This window comes from Allorhizobium sp. NPDC080224 (genome assembly GCF_050281005.1).
Classification (GTDB): Bacteria; Pseudomonadota; Alphaproteobacteria; order Rhizobiales; family Rhizobiaceae; genus Allorhizobium.
On sequence record NZ_JBNNWJ010000001.1, the window covers coordinates 1,290,976 to 1,306,513 of the forward strand.

17 protein-coding genes are annotated in these 15,538 nt (G+C 63.2%); 15 read left to right on the plus strand and 2 right to left on the minus strand.

Annotated elements, in window-relative coordinates:
- The first annotated feature begins 2 nt into the window (after window positions 1–2).
- The 14 genes from ACQKP1_RS06450 to ACQKP1_RS06515 all read left to right on the plus strand — a co-directional run bounded on the left by ACQKP1_RS06450 (window position 3) and on the right by ACQKP1_RS06515 (window position 13,054).
- Window positions 3–3,782 (plus strand): baseplate multidomain protein megatron, encoded by a 3,780-nt coding sequence (locus ACQKP1_RS06450; RefSeq protein ID WP_427274641.1) that lies wholly within the window; start codon window positions 3–5, stop codon window positions 3,780–3,782.
- A 23-nt stretch (window positions 3,783–3,805) separates the two neighbouring features.
- A complete protein-coding gene (locus tag ACQKP1_RS06455) occupies window positions 3,806–4,015 on the plus strand; it encodes a hypothetical protein (protein WP_203014108.1) in 210 nt (69 codons plus the stop codon).
- Window positions 4,016–4,086: 71 nt separating this feature from the next.
- The gene (locus tag ACQKP1_RS06460; protein WP_203014111.1) at window positions 4,087–4,419 is read left to right on the plus strand and encodes a type II toxin-antitoxin system PrlF family antitoxin; all 333 of its coding nucleotides are present in this window, start codon (window positions 4,087–4,089) and stop codon (window positions 4,417–4,419) included.
- A gap of 3 nt (window positions 4,420–4,422) precedes the next feature.
- Window positions 4,423–4,935, plus strand: coding sequence for a type II toxin-antitoxin system YhaV family toxin (locus tag ACQKP1_RS06465; protein WP_427274642.1), 513 nt, complete (start codon window positions 4,423–4,425; stop codon window positions 4,933–4,935).
- A gap of 108 nt (window positions 4,936–5,043) precedes the next feature.
- Entirely contained in the window at window positions 5,044–5,283 is a 240-nt protein-coding gene (locus ACQKP1_RS06470; protein ID WP_203014115.1) for a hypothetical protein, read from the plus strand.
- A 43-nt stretch (window positions 5,284–5,326) separates the two neighbouring features.
- A complete protein-coding gene (locus ACQKP1_RS06475) occupies window positions 5,327–5,992 on the plus strand; it encodes a response regulator transcription factor (protein WP_006727294.1) in 666 nt (221 codons plus the stop codon).
- Window positions 5,989–7,383 (plus strand): ATP-binding protein, encoded by a 1,395-nt coding sequence (locus ACQKP1_RS06480; RefSeq protein WP_203014119.1) that lies wholly within the window; start codon window positions 5,989–5,991, stop codon window positions 7,381–7,383. The genes ACQKP1_RS06475 and ACQKP1_RS06480 overlap by 4 nt, the downstream gene beginning before the upstream one ends.
- Before the next feature lie 123 nt (window positions 7,384–7,506).
- On the plus strand, window positions 7,507–7,914 hold the full coding sequence (locus tag ACQKP1_RS06485) for a hypothetical protein (RefSeq protein WP_427274643.1): 408 nt from the start codon (window positions 7,507–7,509) through the stop codon (window positions 7,912–7,914).
- Between the two features lie 169 nt (window positions 7,915–8,083).
- The gene (locus ACQKP1_RS06490) at window positions 8,084–8,356 is read left to right on the plus strand and encodes a type II toxin-antitoxin system RelE/ParE family toxin (RefSeq protein WP_427274644.1); all 273 of its coding nucleotides are present in this window, start codon (window positions 8,084–8,086) and stop codon (window positions 8,354–8,356) included.
- The gene (locus tag ACQKP1_RS06495; protein ID WP_427274645.1) at window positions 8,353–8,664 is read left to right on the plus strand and encodes an addiction module antidote protein; all 312 of its coding nucleotides are present in this window, start codon (window positions 8,353–8,355) and stop codon (window positions 8,662–8,664) included. The genes ACQKP1_RS06490 and ACQKP1_RS06495 overlap by 4 nt, the downstream gene beginning before the upstream one ends.
- Window positions 8,665–8,800: 136 nt before the next feature.
- The gene (ccmI, locus tag ACQKP1_RS06500; RefSeq protein ID WP_427274646.1) at window positions 8,801–10,021 is read left to right on the plus strand and encodes a c-type cytochrome biogenesis protein CcmI; all 1,221 of its coding nucleotides are present in this window, start codon (window positions 8,801–8,803) and stop codon (window positions 10,019–10,021) included.
- Complete coding sequence (ccmE, locus tag ACQKP1_RS06505) at window positions 10,018–10,470, plus strand: cytochrome c maturation protein CcmE (RefSeq protein ID WP_427274647.1); 453 nt, start codon at window positions 10,018–10,020, stop codon at window positions 10,468–10,470. The genes ccmI and ccmE overlap by 4 nt, the downstream gene beginning before the upstream one ends.
- Entirely contained in the window at window positions 10,467–12,455 is a 1,989-nt protein-coding gene (locus ACQKP1_RS06510) for a heme lyase CcmF/NrfE family subunit (RefSeq protein WP_427274648.1), read from the plus strand. Before ccmE ends, ACQKP1_RS06510 begins: the two co-directional genes overlap by 4 nt.
- 164 nt (window positions 12,456–12,619) lie before the next feature.
- Window positions 12,620–13,054 (plus strand): cytochrome c-type biogenesis protein, encoded by a 435-nt coding sequence (locus ACQKP1_RS06515; RefSeq protein WP_427276418.1) that lies wholly within the window; start codon window positions 12,620–12,622, stop codon window positions 13,052–13,054.
- A gap of 40 nt (window positions 13,055–13,094) precedes the next feature.
- Here the strand turns inward: ACQKP1_RS06515 and ACQKP1_RS06520 are convergent, their stop codons facing one another.
- Window positions 13,095–13,499 (minus strand): type II toxin-antitoxin system death-on-curing family toxin, encoded by a 405-nt coding sequence (locus ACQKP1_RS06520; protein ID WP_427274649.1) that lies wholly within the window; start codon window positions 13,497–13,499, stop codon window positions 13,095–13,097.
- Window positions 13,496–13,666, minus strand: a complete 171-nt coding sequence (locus tag ACQKP1_RS06525; RefSeq protein WP_427274650.1) for a hypothetical protein — start codon at window positions 13,664–13,666, stop codon at window positions 13,496–13,498. Before ACQKP1_RS06525 ends, ACQKP1_RS06520 begins: the two co-directional genes overlap by 4 nt.
- 282 nt (window positions 13,667–13,948) lie before the next feature.
- Between ACQKP1_RS06525 and ACQKP1_RS06530 the strand changes: the two genes are divergently transcribed.
- Window positions 13,949–15,493 (plus strand): Do family serine endopeptidase, encoded by a 1,545-nt coding sequence (locus ACQKP1_RS06530; protein WP_427274651.1) that lies wholly within the window; start codon window positions 13,949–13,951, stop codon window positions 15,491–15,493.
- Window positions 15,494–15,538: the final 45 nt, after the last annotated feature.

Below are 15,538 nucleotides of genomic sequence, written 5' to 3' on the forward strand. Positions count from 1 at the left end.
AGATGGCGACCATTCTTCTGCAGGCGGCGGGTGCTGCCCTCGGTTCTGTCTTCGGGCCGGTCGGAGCGGCGATCGGCCAGGCGGCGGGTGCACTTGCCGGCAGCATGATCGACCGGAGCCTGTTGTCGGGCACGCGTGAGGTGAACGGCGCGCGGCTGTCTGCGGCGCGCATATCGGGTGCCAGCGAAGGCACTGTCATTCCGAGGCTCTACGGCACCGCGCGGCTCGGCGGCACGCTGATCTGGGCGACGCGCTTCGAGGAAGAGACGGTGACCGAGCGGACCGGGGGGAAATCTTCCGGCGGCACGCGTACCACGACCTATCGCTACTATGCCAATCTGGCTTTTGGGCTCTGCGAGGGGCCGATTGCGGGCGTGCGGCGGGTCTGGGCGGACGGGCGCGAACTCGACACGACCGAAATCGAGATGCGCGTCTATCGCGGCACCGAGAGCCAGCCGGCCGATCCGCTGATTGCAGCGAAGCAAGGGGCAGGCAATGCGCCGGCCTATCGCGGGCTTGCCTATGTCGTCTTGGAGCGACTGCCGCTCGATGATTTCGGCAATCGGATTCCACTCATCCAGTTCGAGGTCATCCGACCCGTCGGGGCGCTGGAGGAGAAAATCCGGGCGGTGACGATGATCCCCGGCGCGACGGAGCATGGCTACGCGACGGTCCGGGTCTCGGATGCGCCGAGCGAGGGCGCGAAACGCTGGCTGAACCGCAACACGCTTGTTGCAGCGACGGACTGGCAGGCCTCGCTGGACGAATTGCAGGCGCTTTGCCCCAATCTCGAAAGCGTGGCTCTGGTGGTGGCCTGGTTCGGCACGGATTTGCGCGCCGGCGATTGCCGGGTGCTGCCGGGGGTCGAGGTCGGCTACCGCAACGAGGAGAGCCGGCCCTGGAGTGTCGCGGGCATCGGTAGAGGCGATGCCTATGTCGTGTCGCGCCACAGCGGTGGTCCGGCCTATGGCGGCTCGCCGAGCGACGAAAGCGTGATCGAGGCGATCCGCGATTTGAAGGCGCGCGGGTTGAAGGTGACGCTCTACCCCTTCGTGCTGATGGATATTCCCTCAGGCAACGGCTTGCCCGACCCCTATGGCGGGGCCGAGCAGGCGGCTTATCCCTGGCGCGGGCGGATCACGGCCTATCCGCCCGGAAGCGACAAGACGGCCTCGGCGCGGGCGCAGGTCTCGAGCTTCGTCTATCGCGGTGACGGCTATCGCCGTCTCGTGCTGCATTATGCGGCGCTCGCCGCTGCTGTCGGCGGGGTCGATGCCTTTCTGCTGGGCTCGGAACTACGCGGACTGACTGCTCTGCGCGACGAGGCCAATGCCTTTCCTTTCGTTGAGGCGCTGGTGGCGCTCGCCGGTGAAGTGCGGGGTCTGCTCGGGAGTTCGACGGCGATTTCCTATGGTGCCGACTGGACCGAGTATTTCGGCCATCAGCCGGCGGATGGCTCGGGGGATGTCTTCTTCCATCTCGATCCGCTCTGGGCGAGCCCTCACGTCACCGCCGTCGGTATCGACAATTACATGCCGCTCGCCGATTGGCGCGACGAGGATCTCGAGGCGGAAAGCCCGGATGGTTTCACCGGCATCAACGATGCGGAGGGATTTGCGCGGCAGCTGACATCGGGCGAGGGCTTCGACTGGTTTTATGCCAGCGAGGCTGATCGCCGGGCGCGGGTGCGGACGCCGATCACCGATGGCGCCTATGGCAAGCCCTGGGTCTTCAGGTTCAAGGACCTGAAATCCTGGTGGGAAAACCAGCATTTCAACCGAATCGGTGGCGTCGAGCAGGCAAGCCCGACGGTATGGATACCCCGGATGAAGCCGTTCTGGATGACCGAGGTCGGTTGCGGCGCGGTCGACAAGGGGGCGAACCAGCCGAACATCTTCGTCGATGCCAAATCGGCCGAGAGCGGAAGGCCTTACTTCTCGGCGGGTGCGCGCAGCGACAGCCAGCAGCGCCGCTTTCTGGAGGCTCATCTTGCTCACTGGACCGGCAGTTTCCTCCCGTCAGGCATGGTGGATCCGTCGCATGTCTATGCCTGGACCTGGGACGCGCGGCCCTTTCCGGCCTTTCCGCAGAACATGGCGCTCTGGGCAGACGGATCGAACTGGCGCACGGGGCATTGGTTGAATGGCCGGCTGGGTACGGCGACACTGGCCGACACGATTGCGGCGATCCTCAGGGATCATGGCTTTTCCGATTTCGACGTATCGGAAGTGGCGGGCGATCTCGGCGGCTATGTGAAGGGGGATCTGACCTCGGCGCGCGACCTGATCGAGCCTTTGCTCGACCTGTTCCAGATCGACGTGATCGAGGATGCAGGCCGGTTGAAATTCCGCACCCGACCGACGGCGAGCCTGGCTGCCCGCGAGATCACGGTCCTCGCCGATATCGCCGATCGTCCGCTGTGGAGCGAGACGCGCGGCCATGACAGCGATTTTGCCTCCGAGGCGCTGGTGACCTTTTATGATCCGGCGGCGGATTATGTCGAGGCGAGCGTGCGCTCACGCAAGGTGGAGGCGGCGACCGACCGGCAACTGGCCCGCGACCTGCCGGCGGCGATGCCGGAAGAGACAGCACTTGCCGCCGCCGAAGGCTGGCTGCGTGACAACCGGCTGGCCCGGCGCACGGTTCAGTTGGCGCTCGGGCCGCAGGAGATCGCGATCGAGCCGGGTGACGTGCTGCGTTTTCCCGAAGGACCGGAGGGGCGATTTCTGGTGCAGGGCATCGACGAGGGCTTCGAGCGGCGTCTGACGCTGAGGGCCTTCGCGGGCAAGGTCTCCGCACCCGTGCCGGTGGTTGAACCCGGACGGGTGGTCGACGGTGGCGGTGCGGCCGGCTTTGCGCCGGTCGTGCAGTTTCTCGATCTGCCGAGGCTGGAGGGCGCAAGCCATGCCGGTGACGCAAGTGTGACGGCCTTTGGCCGTCCCTGGCGGCGGCTTGCGGTATCGAGCTCTCCGGAACAGGAGGGCTATCGGCTGCGGCTGACGCTGGATCGGCCGGCGACCCTTGGGCGGCTTGTGGAGCCGCTCCTCCCGGGCCCTGTCGGGCGCTTCGATGGGGCGAATGCCCTGGTGGTCGAGGTGCTCGGCGGAGCCTTTGCCTCGGCGAGCCGCATGGCGGTTCTCTCCGGCGCGAACCGGATCGCGGTCCGGACCGGCACCGGCGGCTGGGAGGTCATCGGCTTTGTCGAGGCCGAGGAGATCGCGGTCGGACGCTTCCGGCTGACGGGCCTCTTGCGCGGGCTGGGCGGCACTGAGGACGCCATGGCGGCCGGTGCCGCAGCCGGGGCCGAGATCGTGGCTCTCGACGAAGCGGTCCGGCCGCTGGGGCTCGTAAATGCCGAACGCGGGGCCGCACAGAACTGGATCCTCGAGCCGATGGGGCTCGTGACGGAGCTTTCGGGGCCACATGTCTTTGCCGGCGGATTGCGGGCGGAGACGCCGCTTTCGCCGGTGCATGCGAAGGTGCAGCGGCAGGCCGCCGGCGATCTCGCGATCAGCTGGATTAGGCGTGGCCGCATCGAGGCCGATGCATGGACAGACGGGGAGGTGCCGCTCGACGAGGCGGAGGAGCGCTACCGGCTGGAGATCCTTGATGGTGGCACCGTGCTTCGGGTGGTCGAGGTGGCCAAGCCCGCCTGGACCTATGCCGGTGCCGATGAACTGACAGATTTCGGCGTGCCGCAGACGGCGCTTGACCTTCGCATCCGCCAACTCGGCCGCCTGGCAGCGGGCATGCCGCTCGAGGCGCTGGTTCCCGTCGATTGAAAACCATTCAACAGGAGGATGACATGCTGGAGATGAAACCCTGGTACCAGTCGAAGACCGTCTGGGGCGCCCTGATCGCCATTGCCGCCCCGCTTCTCGGCCGGGCCGGACTGGAACTCGGCGGCGCCGAGCAGGCGGAAATCGCCGAGGCCTTGACGGCGCTTGCCGGCACGGTCGGAGGATTGCTCGCGCTCTACGGCCGGCTGACGGCGACGAAGGGTGTGGGTGGGTGAGGGCATCCTGTGCCGATCTTTACCAAGTAAGGAATTTGCATTACTTTGTGTCGCCAAATAGGGCCGGCACGATGAACAAGATTTTACGCAAGGTGAGCACGATCACCGACAAGGGACAGACCACGATCCCGAAGCCAATTCGAGAGGCGCTTGGGGTCGGTTACGGCGGGCGCATCGCGTTCAGCCTGGACGAAAAGAACAGGGTCTATGTCGAGCGGGACGATGACGAGCAGGACGATCCGGCCTTGGAGGGTTTTCTTGATCTCCTTGCTAAGGATATGACCGCTCGTCCGGGGGATGCTTTTGTCGAGCTTCCTGCCGGGCTTCGTGATCGCATCGCTGCACTCACGCACGGCGCCGATGTCGACCTCGACGCTCCCATCGACGGCGATGTCGAGCTTTGAGACATGGACACGGTCAAGGGCTGGATCATTCGGGCGCATCCCTTGTTTCTCGACCAGCTCGAACGACTGACCCTGGCTGTAGAGAATGAGGCGCTGAAGAAGCCTGACACGTTCAAAAGTGGTGCCAATTTCAAGCTTTTGGCCGCCTTGGAAAAACTCGTGTTCGAGAGCATTCCGGCTGATCCAACCTTGCCTGTCTTTCGGCAGGGCGGGACCCTGGGATCCGAGCGCAAACACTGGTTTCGGGCGAAATTCGGCAATGGGCGCTTTCGGTTGTTTTTTCGATACAATTCGGCTGCGCGCGTTCTAGTATTTGCCTGGGTCAACGATGCAAACACGTTGCGCAGCTATGGATCGCGCAGCGATGCCTACGCAGTGTTTCGAGCGATGCTCGACGTTGGCAATCCGCCTGACAACTGGCCGCAACTCCTCGAAGCTGCATCCAGCGCCAGGGCTGAGAAGCGTCTGGGCGAACTGACCGGTCGATCACAGACACTGATACATGGGGAGAAATGACGGTAGGACGGGCATGATCTCTACCCTCTCGCCACGCATTCATTTGCCATTCAGACGCCTTGCGGTACATAATTTGCCAAAGTGGACGTCATCCAAGAAGAAGCAGCAATGGCATCTTTCATGAAATACACGGGCCTGGCATTGGCCGTGACCGTGGCGGCTTTGCCGGCGACGGGAGGCGATGCCGTGGCGGCGGATTGCAGGCAAGCCGCGGAACGCGTGGTCGCTGAAGTCGGCGGGCAGTTGCTTTCCGTGCACGAATCGGGCGGTGAATGCGTGATCGTCGTGCTCGTGCCGGGCAACGGCAACGAACGGCCGCGTAAGGTCACCATGCGGGTCGCAGAGTGACCTTGTACCGGGCCTGAAACTCTCCGCACCGAGGGGTAAACGCATGCGCATTCTCGTCGTTGAAGACGATGTCAATCTGAACCGCCAACTGGTCGAGGCCCTGCAGGAAGCGGGCTATGTCGTCGACAAAGCTTTCGACGGCGAGGAGGGCCATTTCCTCGGCGAGACCGAACCTTATGATGCCGTCATCCTCGATATTGGCCTTCCCGAGATGGACGGCATTACGGTGCTGGAGAAATGGCGTGCGGCAAGCCGTGTCATGCCGGTGCTGATCCTGACGGCCCGCGACCGCTGGTCGGACAAGGTGGCCGGCATCGACGCAGGCGCCGACGACTATGTCACCAAGCCTTTTCATGTCGAGGAAGTGCTTGCCCGCATCCGCGCCCTGATCCGCCGGGCGGCAGGCCATGCATCCTCAGAGATCGTCTGCGGACCCGTGCGGCTTGACACAAAGAGCTCCAAGGCGACCGTTGAAGGCGTGACGCTGAAGCTCACCTCGCACGAATACCGGCTTCTGTCCTATCTGATGCATCACATGGGCGAAGTCGTATCGCGCACCGAACTGGTCGAGCATCTCTACGACCAAGATTTCGACCGCGATTCCAACACGATCGAGGTTTTTGTCGGTCGTCTGCGCAAGAAGCTCGGTGTCGACATGATCGAAACCGTGCGCGGCCTCGGCTATCGCATCCAAGCCCCGGCGAAATGAGGATCCGCTCGCTCACTGCGCGCGTCCTGATCCTTGCCACGCTCTGGTCGGCGCTGGCCTTGGTGACAATTGCGGTAGCGATTTCAGCCCTTTATCGTCAGGGCGTCGAACGCGGCTTCAACAATCTCCTGCGTGCCCAGCTCTATAACGTCGTCAACTCCGTTTCGATCGGCGACAGCGATAGCCTGACCGGTTCGCCGGCGCTGGGTGACCTCAGGTTCTCCCAGCCCGCGACGGGCTGGTACTGGCTGGTCGAGCCGCTCGGCAACTATGCCACGGCACCGCTCGCCTCCGCCTCGCTCGGGGTCGCGAACCTTGCCGTTCCCGACGTGGAAGCGACGCCTTTCGACCAGAACTACGAACGCTATTACGAAATGACCGATGATGTCGGCAACCACATCCGCGTTGCCGAAACCGAAGTGGTGCTCGACGACCAGGGACGGGCGGCACGCTTCCGGGTGTCGGGCAATTTGCAGGTGGTCGAGGACGAGATCGCCTTTTTCACCAGCCGTCTCTACGCCGCGCTCGCCGTGGTCGGCATTGGCGGGCTGATCGTCAACGGTCTTGCCATCCTCTATGGCCTGAAGCCGCTCGACCGCGCGCGCCGGGCGCTGGAGCGCATCCGGCGAGGCGAGGCCGAGCGGATAGAAGGCGATTTCCCGAGCGAGGTTCAGCCGCTCGCCAACGAGATCAACGCGCTGATCGACAGCAACCGCCGCATTGTCGAGCGGGCCCGCATGCAGGTCGGCAATCTCGCGCATTCCCTGAAAACGCCGATCGCCGTGCTTTTGAACGAGGCGCGGACCCTGGAGAAGAACCAAGCCGAAGTCATCGCGACCCAGGCCGAGGCCATGCAGGCGCAGGTAAGCTCCTATCTGAACAGGGCGCGGATTGCCGCCCAGCGCGACAGTGTGCTGGCCCGCACCGAGGCGCAGCCGGTCATGGAGCGGCTTGCGCGGGTGATGCGCAAGCTGAACGCCGATATACTCTTCGAACTCGATGTCGCGCCGGACCTCACCTTTGCGATGGAGCAGCAGGATGTCGAGGAGGTCATCGGCAACCTTCTGGAAAACGCCTCCCGCTTTGCCCGCACCAAGGTGGTCACCAAGGCCGTGATGACAACCCGTGACGACGACGTGACCGACGGCCGGCGCGGCTGGATCGAGATCGTGGTCGAGGATGACGGGCCGGGGCTTGCTCCCGACCAGATCGGCGAGGCGCTGAAGCGCGGCCGAAGGCTCGACGAGAGCAAGCCCGGTACGGGGCTCGGACTGTCGATCGTCAAGGAGATTTCGGGGGAATATCAGGGGTCTTTCGGCCTGTCGCGCGCCGGCATTGGGGGGCTTCGCGCACAGTTGATCCTTCCAGCTGTGACCAAGGACACTGCGTGATTGATTTTCCTGTGAAATTACATAGGTGTATAAGACGGCCTTGAGCCGGTCGAAGGCCGTCAACCGCTTCGCGCGAACAGGTCGGCCTCGACGACAGAAATCGACGGGACTTGGAACGGTCTGATGGGTGTGAAGCACTTCGGGATACTTGCAGCCACTGGCCTCGTGTCGCTCGCGCTTGCGGGCTGCACCACTTCGAGCGGCGGCCGCACGGCGACAGCCAATTCCGCCGTCTATATTGCGGCGCTTCAGGGCGGCATTGTCTCGCGCACGGGCGTCGAGTTGTCGCGCAGCCAGACGCAGCGGGCCCTCGAAGCGGAATACCGCGCGCTGGAGGCGGCCCCCGGTGGCCAGCCCGTGACCTGGGCAGGCGGTGAGGTGCGCGGCGAAGTCGTCGCAGCTGCCCCCTATCAGGTCGGCCAGCAGAATTGCCGCCAGTTCACCCACAAGGTATATCGCAGCGGCCGCGAGCTGCAGGCCCGCGGCGCGGCTTGCCGCAACTCGAACGGCACCTGGACGCCGCTGAGCTGAGGCGCAGGCGGGCAGGCGGACCCGCATCCCTTGCAGCTTGCCTTCTAGAACAGTCATCCGAATCGTCTTCCTAAAGTGTATGCTCTGGCGTACACTGCGAAAATGACGCGCTTTGAGATCGAGGTGTATCTGACCGAGGATGGCGAGGCGCCTTTCCAGGCGTGGCTCGATGCGATTGCCAGTTCCGAAATCAGAACCCAAATTTTTGGCACGCATCCGCCGCGCATCATTGGGTAATTTCGGCGATTGGAAACCGTTGGCAGGTGCGCACGGCATCTTTGAAATGCGGATCCATGCCGGAGCCGGTTACCGCGTGGTCTACACGGTCCTTGGAAATACGGTGGTTCTGTTGTTGGCAGGCGCGACGAAGAAAGATCAGAGGCGGACGCTCGAAAGGGCCAAGGTCTATCTGGAGGACTATCGTAAGAGGATGAAGCCGTGAACAAGCCGAGCAGACCGTTCGATTTCGACCGCTATGAAGAGCTGCTGCGGGACCCGGAGAATGCAGCCATTTATCTGGCGGAGTTCCTTGAAAGTGGTGACATGGAGCTCTTCCAGGAGGCCCTGCGTCACGTTGCCAAGGCGCAGGCTGGCGGGCTGGCGGGTGTGGCGGAACAGGCGCAGCTGAACAGGGGCAGCCTTTACAAATCCCTGTCGAAGAACGGCAAGCCACAGTTTGAAACATTGGCCAAGATACTGGCCACGATGGGGCTGCAGTTCACGATCACGCCCACACAGCGCCAGTCTTGAGGTCTTTCCACTTGACTTGGGTCAAGGCTGGGCGGGTTATGCAGGCTTAGAGAATTCTTGCGGCCAAACGCCTCAACTTTGCGTCAGGGGAGGTTTGGCTGTTGGAAAGCACCTGTCCTTGCCGTAATTGAGTTTCATGTTGTTCTGGATCATCTCCGCGCTGCTGACGGTCTTTGTTGCCGTCGTCCTGTTGTCCCCCTTGCTGCGGGCCTCGGCCCGGGCGACGCGTTATGACGAAGGCGAGGCGGCGGTCTATCGCGACCAGCTGCGCGAGCTGGAGCGGGACAAGGCGCAAGGACTGATTTCGGCGGAAGATGCCGACTATGCGCGCGCCGAAATCGGCCGTCGGCTGCTCGCGATCGCCGCCCGCGAAAAGGTGGGCGAAGCGGGAGAGGGGAGCGAGCCGTCCGATGGCGCGGCAAACTCGTCCGCCCGCCGTCGCTACACCTGGTCGCAGGCCTTCATCCTGCTCTGTCTTCCCGTGATCGGGCTTGCCGGCTATCTGGAAATCGGAAGCCCGGGCACACCCGATGCGCCGCTCGCCGCACGCATGGAAAATCCCGGCGACGATGTCGATCTGCTCGTCGCCAAGGTCGAGCAGCATCTGGCGAGCAATCCTTCCGACGGCAATGGCTGGAACGTTCTGGCGCCCGTTTATTTCCGCATCGGTCGCCTGCCGGATGCCGAACTCGCCTATCGCAACGCGATCCGCATTCTCGGCCCCGATGCCGACCGGATGAACGGGCTGGGCGAAACACTGGTGCTGCGCAATGACGGGATCGTCACCGATGATGCCCAGATGGCATTTCAGGCGGCGCTGAAGCTTGAACCCAACAATCCGCGTGCAGACTTCTATCTGGCGCTGGCGCTCGAGCAGTCCGGTCGCCGCGCGGAGGCGCTGACCGCGTTCCAGAACATCGCCAAGGCCTCGCCGCCCACGGCCCCCTGGATGCCACTGGTCAACCAGCACATTGCGGCAAATAGCGCCGGCGTGCCGCTTGCCGATCAGCCAGCGCGGACGGCGCCGGAAGGCGAGGCACAAGCGGAGAACCCCGCAGCCCTTGGCAACCCGACGGCCGAGGACGTTGCCAATGCCGGAACCATGTCGGAGGCCGATCGCGGCGAGATGATCCGCGGCATGGTGGCGAGCCTCGATGCGCGGCTGAAGGAAGATCCGAACAATTTCGAAGGTTGGATGCGGCTTGTCCGCTCCTATGCGATGCTGAAGGACAAGGAACGGGCGGAAGCCGCGCTGCAGGAAGGGCTGAAGACCTTCCCGGCCGCAGGCGCCGAGGGTCAGCAACTGCTCGCCATGGCGCGGGAACTCGGCCTTGATGTTGAGGAGGTGAGCCAATGACCCGCAAACAGAAACGCCTGGCCGTGATCGGCGGTGGCATGGGTTTCATTTTGACCGCCGTGCTCTTGGTGATGTTCGCCTTCGGCCAGTCGATCGCTTACTTCTACGTTCCGGCGGATCTCGCCCAATCCGACGTGCAGCCGGGAACCCGCATCCGCCTGGGCGGGCTGGTGGAAGCGGGCTCGGTGGTGCGTGGTGAAGGCTCGACGATCACCTTTACCGTGACAGACACGCTGAGCCAGCTGCCCGTGACCTATACCGGCATCCTGCCCGATCTTTTCCGGGAGGGGCAGGGCGTGGTCGCCGAGGGACGTTTCGAAGGCATGGACAAGGTCTTCGTCGCCGATACGGTTCTCGCCAAGCATGACGAGACCTACATGCCGAAGGACGTCGCGGATCGTCTGGAAGCGCAAGGGGTTGAACTGAGCGGCAAGGAAACGATCCAATGATCATCGAGCTTGGCCATTATGCTCTCGTCCTGGCGCTCGCCACCTGTCTCGTCGTCTCCATCCTGCCGGTGATCGGCGCCCGGCGCGGCGATGCGGCGATGATGGCGGTGGCGACCACCGGCACCTATGCTATGTTCCTGCTGATCGGCTTCTCCTTTGCCGTCCTCACCTATGGTTATGTCGTCTCCGACTTCTCGGTGCAGAACGTCTATGAGAACTCCCACTCCCTGAAGCCGATGATCTACAAGATCTCCGGGGTCTGGGGGAACCATGAAGGCTCGATGCTCCTCTGGGTGCTGATCCTCGCCTTCTTCAGCGCCATGGTCGCCTTCTTCGGCACCAACCTGCCGGATCGGCTGAAAGCAAATGTGCTGGCCGTCCAGGCCTGGATCACGACGGCCTTCACGCTCTTCATTCTCCTGACGTCGAACCCCTTCGTCCGACTGTCGCCGATTCCGGCGGAAGGTCAGGACCTCAACCCGGTCCTGCAGGACATCGGCCTCGCGATCCATCCGCCGCTGCTCTATCTCGGTTATGTCGGCTTCTCGGTCTGCTTCTCCTTCGCGATTGCCGCCTTGATGGACGGCCGCATCGATGCCGCCTGGGCGCGCTGGGTCAGGCCCTGGACGCTGGCGGCCTGGGTCTTCCTGACCGCCGGGATCTCGATGGGTTCTTACTGGGCCTATTACGAACTCGGCTGGGGCGGCTGGTGGTTCTGGGATCCCGTCGAAAACGCTTCCTTCATGCCCTGGCTCGCGGGCACTGCTCTTCTGCATTCGGCGCTCGTCATGGAGAAGCGTGATGCGCTGAAGATCTGGACGGTGCTGCTTGCCATCATCGCCTTCTCGCTGTCGCTGCTCGGCACCTTCCTGGTGCGTTCGGGCGTGCTCACCTCGGTGCATGCGTTCGCAACCGACCCGACACGCGGGGTCTTCATCCTCGGCATTCTCGTCATTTTCATTGGTGGCGCCTTCACGCTCTTTGCGCTGCGCGCACCGATGCTCAAGGCCGGTGGCCTGTTCCAGCCGATCTCGCGCGAAGGTGCGCTTGTCCTCAACAACCTGATCCTGACGGTATCGACCGCGTCGGTGCTGATCGGCACGCTCTATCCGCTGTTGCTTGAGACGCTGACAGGCGAGAAGATTTCGGTCGGTCCGCCCTTCTTCAACATCACCTTCGGGCTTCTTATGATCCCGCTTCTGCTGGCGGTGCCTTTTGGGCCGTTCCTCGCCTGGAAGCGTGGCGATCTTCTCGGCGCCTTGCAGCGGCTTTACGTGGCGGCGGCCCTTTCGCTCGTTCTCGGGCTTGGCCTCTGGTACGCCCAGAACGGCGGACCTGTCATGGCGGTGGGTGGCCTCGCGCTCGCCTTCTTCGTCATGGGCGGGGCGATTGCAGACCTCTGGTATCGTGCAGGCTTCGGCAAGCATCCGCTCTCGACCGCCTGGAGCCGCTTCAAGGGGTTGCCGCGCTCAGCCTTCGGCACGGCGCTGGCCCATTTCGGTATCGGCGTCACCGTGCTCGGCGTCGTGGCCGTCACTACCTTCGAGACGGAGACCGTGGTCGAGATGAAGCCGGGCATGACGGCGGAGGCCGGCGGTTATGTCGTGACCTTCGATGGCATTCGTGCCGCGACCGGACCGAACTACACCGAGGATCAGGGGCATTTCACCATCCGCGAGGGTGGTGTCGAAGTGGCCGATGTCTGGTCGTCGAAAAGGCTCTATACGGCGCGCCAGATGCCGACGACGGAAGCCGGCATCGTCACATTCGGCTTCAGCCAGCTCTATGTCTCGCTGGGTGACCCGATGGCCGATGGCGGCATCGTTGTGCGTGTCTGGTGGAAGCCCTGGATCCTCTGCATCTGGTACGGCACGATCGTGATGATGATCGGTGGTGTCGTGTCGCTGTCCGACCGCAGACTGCGGGTTGGTGCGCCGAAACGGGCCAAGGTGGCGGCCAAGCCGTCGCTGGAGGCTGCGGAGTGATGGCGTGGATCAAAGAAATTGCCCCTCATCCGGCTGCCGCTACCTTCTCCCCGCAAGCGGGGAGAAGGGCGAACCCGCCGATGTCAGCCATTCCCTTTACCCGCTTGCGGGGAGAGGGTCAGGTTGAGGGGCTACGGCGGCTTACCCTCCACCGTCTTTTCCTCCTGCTCGCCCTTCTACTCACCCCCATCCATGCCTTTGCCGTCAACCCGGATGAAGTGCTCGCCGATCCCGCCCTCGAACAGCGTGCCCGTGCGCTCTCGGCAGAGCTGCGCTGCATGGTCTGCCAGAACCAGTCGATCGACGATTCCAATGCCGAGCTCGCCCGCGATCTCCGCGTCGTGGTGCGTGAGCGGTTGGTGGGCGGGGATACGGACGAGCAGGTGCTCGACTATGTCGTCTCGCGTTACGGGGAGTTCGTGCTTCTGAAGCCGCGGCTGAGCATCCGCACGATCGGGCTCTGGGGGGCGCCGGCGGCACTCGCGATCATCGGTCTAATCGTGGCCGTCGTCTATACGCGCCGACGCGCCGTGCAGCCGGTGGCGAAGCTTTCGGCGGAAGAGGAAGCGCGGCTGGGGAAGTTGCTCGAGCGGGAGTGATGGCACGGTCTCATTGGAGTGGAGTGCAACGGCTACCAAACTACAGAGGCACGATGAAGATATCCAGGCTGCTGAAGAATTCGGTTTCAGTCACATCTCGCTGAATGACTTTTGTGATCTGCTCCGCGATAAACGTGTTCGCCTCCGCCGACGGCAGGGTGACGTCATATCCATTGATGTTCAGAAACATGATGCCGGATAGCCAGGCTGTTCGCTTGTTGCCCTGGATGAAGGCATGAGCACGACTGAGCGCCACGATGAGTCGGCAACCGAGTACCCCGATGTCATCCTCGTTTTCGTAGAGGAAGAGGTTTCGCGGACTCATGACCGCGCTTTCGAGCGTCACTGCATTGGTCAGAAGATGCCTCTCACCAGTGATGGCGACTGCAGCTCGATTGAGAGCAATGACCTCGGACAGTTCGATCCATCCGGGTTCAGCGCTCACTTGGCAAGTAAATCCATGAGGCGCTTGTGCCGCTCGTGCTCGACCCGAGCCACATCGTCGGCATCTGGCCTCACATTCTGCCCATGCGAAGGCTGGCGCGTCTGACGTTTTGTCGGCGCGGGCGTGACAGGTTCGGTAGGCTTTTTGTCGACGCTGGTCTTGTCCATGAGTTCACCTCGTCAGTAACATAACCTTGATCAGGGCACTTTTCCACATTCGTCCGTAAGTCATTCAAATAATGAAGGTTTGCCGGGGTCTTGGAGGCTAAGGAAGACCGCTTTGTCGCCTTGTTGCTGAAACCGGCCTGTACCGCACCAAAGATTACCAAGAATTCATCTGCCGTACAGTTCGCCGTAACGTGACGGCTCCTATATCTCTCTTCATCCACCGCTTCCCACCGCCGGGTTGTCCGGCGGCTCCAGTCAGAAGAACAGATGAAGGTAGATCCCATGTCCGAGAACAAAGGTCGCTCCCTCAAGACGATCCTCAAGACCTCCACCGCCGCGAGCCTTGCCGCCATGATGCTGGTGACGGCTGCCCCCTTCTCCGCGGTTCCGGCGCTCGCCGCCCCGGTCGAAGTGAATGCGCCGCAGGTCCCGAGCTTCGGTGACGTTGTCGAGGCCGTTCTGCCCGCCGTCGTATCCGTTCGCGTCCAGTCGAATGTTCAGCCGGCATCATCCGACGAGAGCAACTTCTCCTTCAATTTCGGTGGCCGCAGCTTCGACGACCTGCCTGACGATCACCCGCTGAAACGCTTCTTCCGCGAATTTGGTGGCCCCGGCATGGAAGGTCCTCGTGATCGCGGCCCGCGTGCCGAGCGTGGTCCGCAACGCCTGCGCCCGACCGCTCAGGGCTCCGGCTTCTTCATCTCCGAAGACGGCTATATCGTCACCAACAACCACGTCATCAACGACGGCTCCGCCTTCACCATCGTGATGACCGACGGCAAGGAGTACGACGCCAAGCTCGTCGGCAAGGACAGCCGTACTGATCTGGCCTTGCTCAAGGTCGACTCGCCGAACACCAAGTTCACCTATGTTAAGTTTGCGGACGACGAGAAGGTCCGCGTCGGTGACTGGGTCGTTGCTGTCGGCAATCCCTTCGGTCTCGGTGGCACGGTAACCGCCGGCATCATCTCGGCCCGTGGCCGCAACATCGGCTCCGGCCCCTATGACGATTACCTGCAGATCGACGCAGCGGTAAACCGCGGCAATTCCGGTGGTCCCGGCTTCAACCTGAACGGCGAAGTCGTCGGTATCAACACCGCGATCTTCTCGCCCTCGGGTGGCAATGTCGGCATCGCCTTCGCCATTCCGGCCTCGGTTGCGACCGATGTCATCGCCAAGCTGAAGGAGACCGGTACGGTGTCGCGCGGCTGGCTCGGTGTGCAGATCCAGCCGGTGACGCAGGATATTGCAGATAGCCTCGGTCTTGCCGAAGATTCTGGTGCGCTTGTCGTCGCGCCCCAGGCCGGCTCTCCGGGTGAAGCCGCCGGCATCAAGCAGGGCGACGTCGTGACGGCCGTCAATGGCGACCCGGTCAAGGATCCCCGTGATCTGGCCCGCCGCATCGCCGCCTTTGCACCGGATACCACGGTTGATGTGACACTGTGGCGTGACGGCAAGGCGACCGAAGTCAAGGTCAAGCTCGGCGAACTGCCGGCCGACCAGGCTGCGAGCGCCGGCACGGAAAATGATGCCGCACCTGCACCGGAAGCAGAGCAGGAACTGTCGGGCCTCGGCCTTTCCGTTCGTCCTGCCGATGGCGGCAAGGGGCTTGCCATCCTCGACGTCGATCCGTCGAGCGATGCCGCCGACAAGGGCCTGAAGGCCGGCGAGACGATCACCTCGGTCAACAACCAGGAGGTTTCGTCGGCAGCCGACGTCCAGAAGGTTTTGGAGCAGGCGAAGAAGGACGGCCGGACCCGGGCGCTCTTCCAGGTCGAATCGGATAGCGGCAGCCGCTTCGTGGCGCTCCCGATCAACCAGGGCTGATTGTGACGTGACGAAGGGCGCCGGCGGTCGAGGACCGGCGGCGCC

Bases quoted from the DNA above. Each gene is read 5' to 3' on its own strand.
- ACQKP1_RS06450 (WP_427274641.1), top strand. From the start codon at position 3: ATGGCGACCATTCTTCTGCAGGCGGCGGGTGCTGCCCTCGGTTCTGTC.
- ACQKP1_RS06455 (WP_203014108.1), top strand. From the start codon at position 3,806: ATGCTGGAGATGAAACCCTGGTACCAGTCGAAGACCGTCTGGGGCGCC.
- ACQKP1_RS06460 (WP_203014111.1), top strand. From the start codon at position 4,087: ATGAACAAGATTTTACGCAAGGTGAGCACGATCACCGACAAGGGACAG.
- ACQKP1_RS06465 (WP_427274642.1), top strand. From the start codon at position 4,423: ATGGACACGGTCAAGGGCTGGATCATTCGGGCGCATCCCTTGTTTCTC.
- ACQKP1_RS06470 (WP_203014115.1), top strand. From the start codon at position 5,044: ATGGCATCTTTCATGAAATACACGGGCCTGGCATTGGCCGTGACCGTG.
- ACQKP1_RS06475 (WP_006727294.1), top strand. From the start codon at position 5,327: ATGCGCATTCTCGTCGTTGAAGACGATGTCAATCTGAACCGCCAACTG.
- ACQKP1_RS06480 (WP_203014119.1), top strand. From the start codon at position 5,989: ATGAGGATCCGCTCGCTCACTGCGCGCGTCCTGATCCTTGCCACGCTC.
- ACQKP1_RS06485 (WP_427274643.1), top strand. From the start codon at position 7,507: ATGGGTGTGAAGCACTTCGGGATACTTGCAGCCACTGGCCTCGTGTCG.
- ACQKP1_RS06490 (WP_427274644.1), top strand. From the start codon at position 8,084: ATGCGATTGCCAGTTCCGAAATCAGAACCCAAATTTTTGGCACGCATC.
- ccmI (WP_427274646.1), top strand. From the start codon at position 8,801: ATGTTGTTCTGGATCATCTCCGCGCTGCTGACGGTCTTTGTTGCCGTC.
- ccmE (WP_427274647.1), top strand. From the start codon at position 10,018: ATGACCCGCAAACAGAAACGCCTGGCCGTGATCGGCGGTGGCATGGGT.
- ACQKP1_RS06510 (WP_427274648.1), top strand. From the start codon at position 10,467: ATGATCATCGAGCTTGGCCATTATGCTCTCGTCCTGGCGCTCGCCACC.
- ACQKP1_RS06525 (WP_427274650.1), bottom strand. From the start codon at position 13,666: ATGGACAAGACCAGCGTCGACAAAAAGCCTACCGAACCTGTCACGCCC.
- ACQKP1_RS06530 (WP_427274651.1), top strand. From the start codon at position 13,949: ATGTCCGAGAACAAAGGTCGCTCCCTCAAGACGATCCTCAAGACCTCC.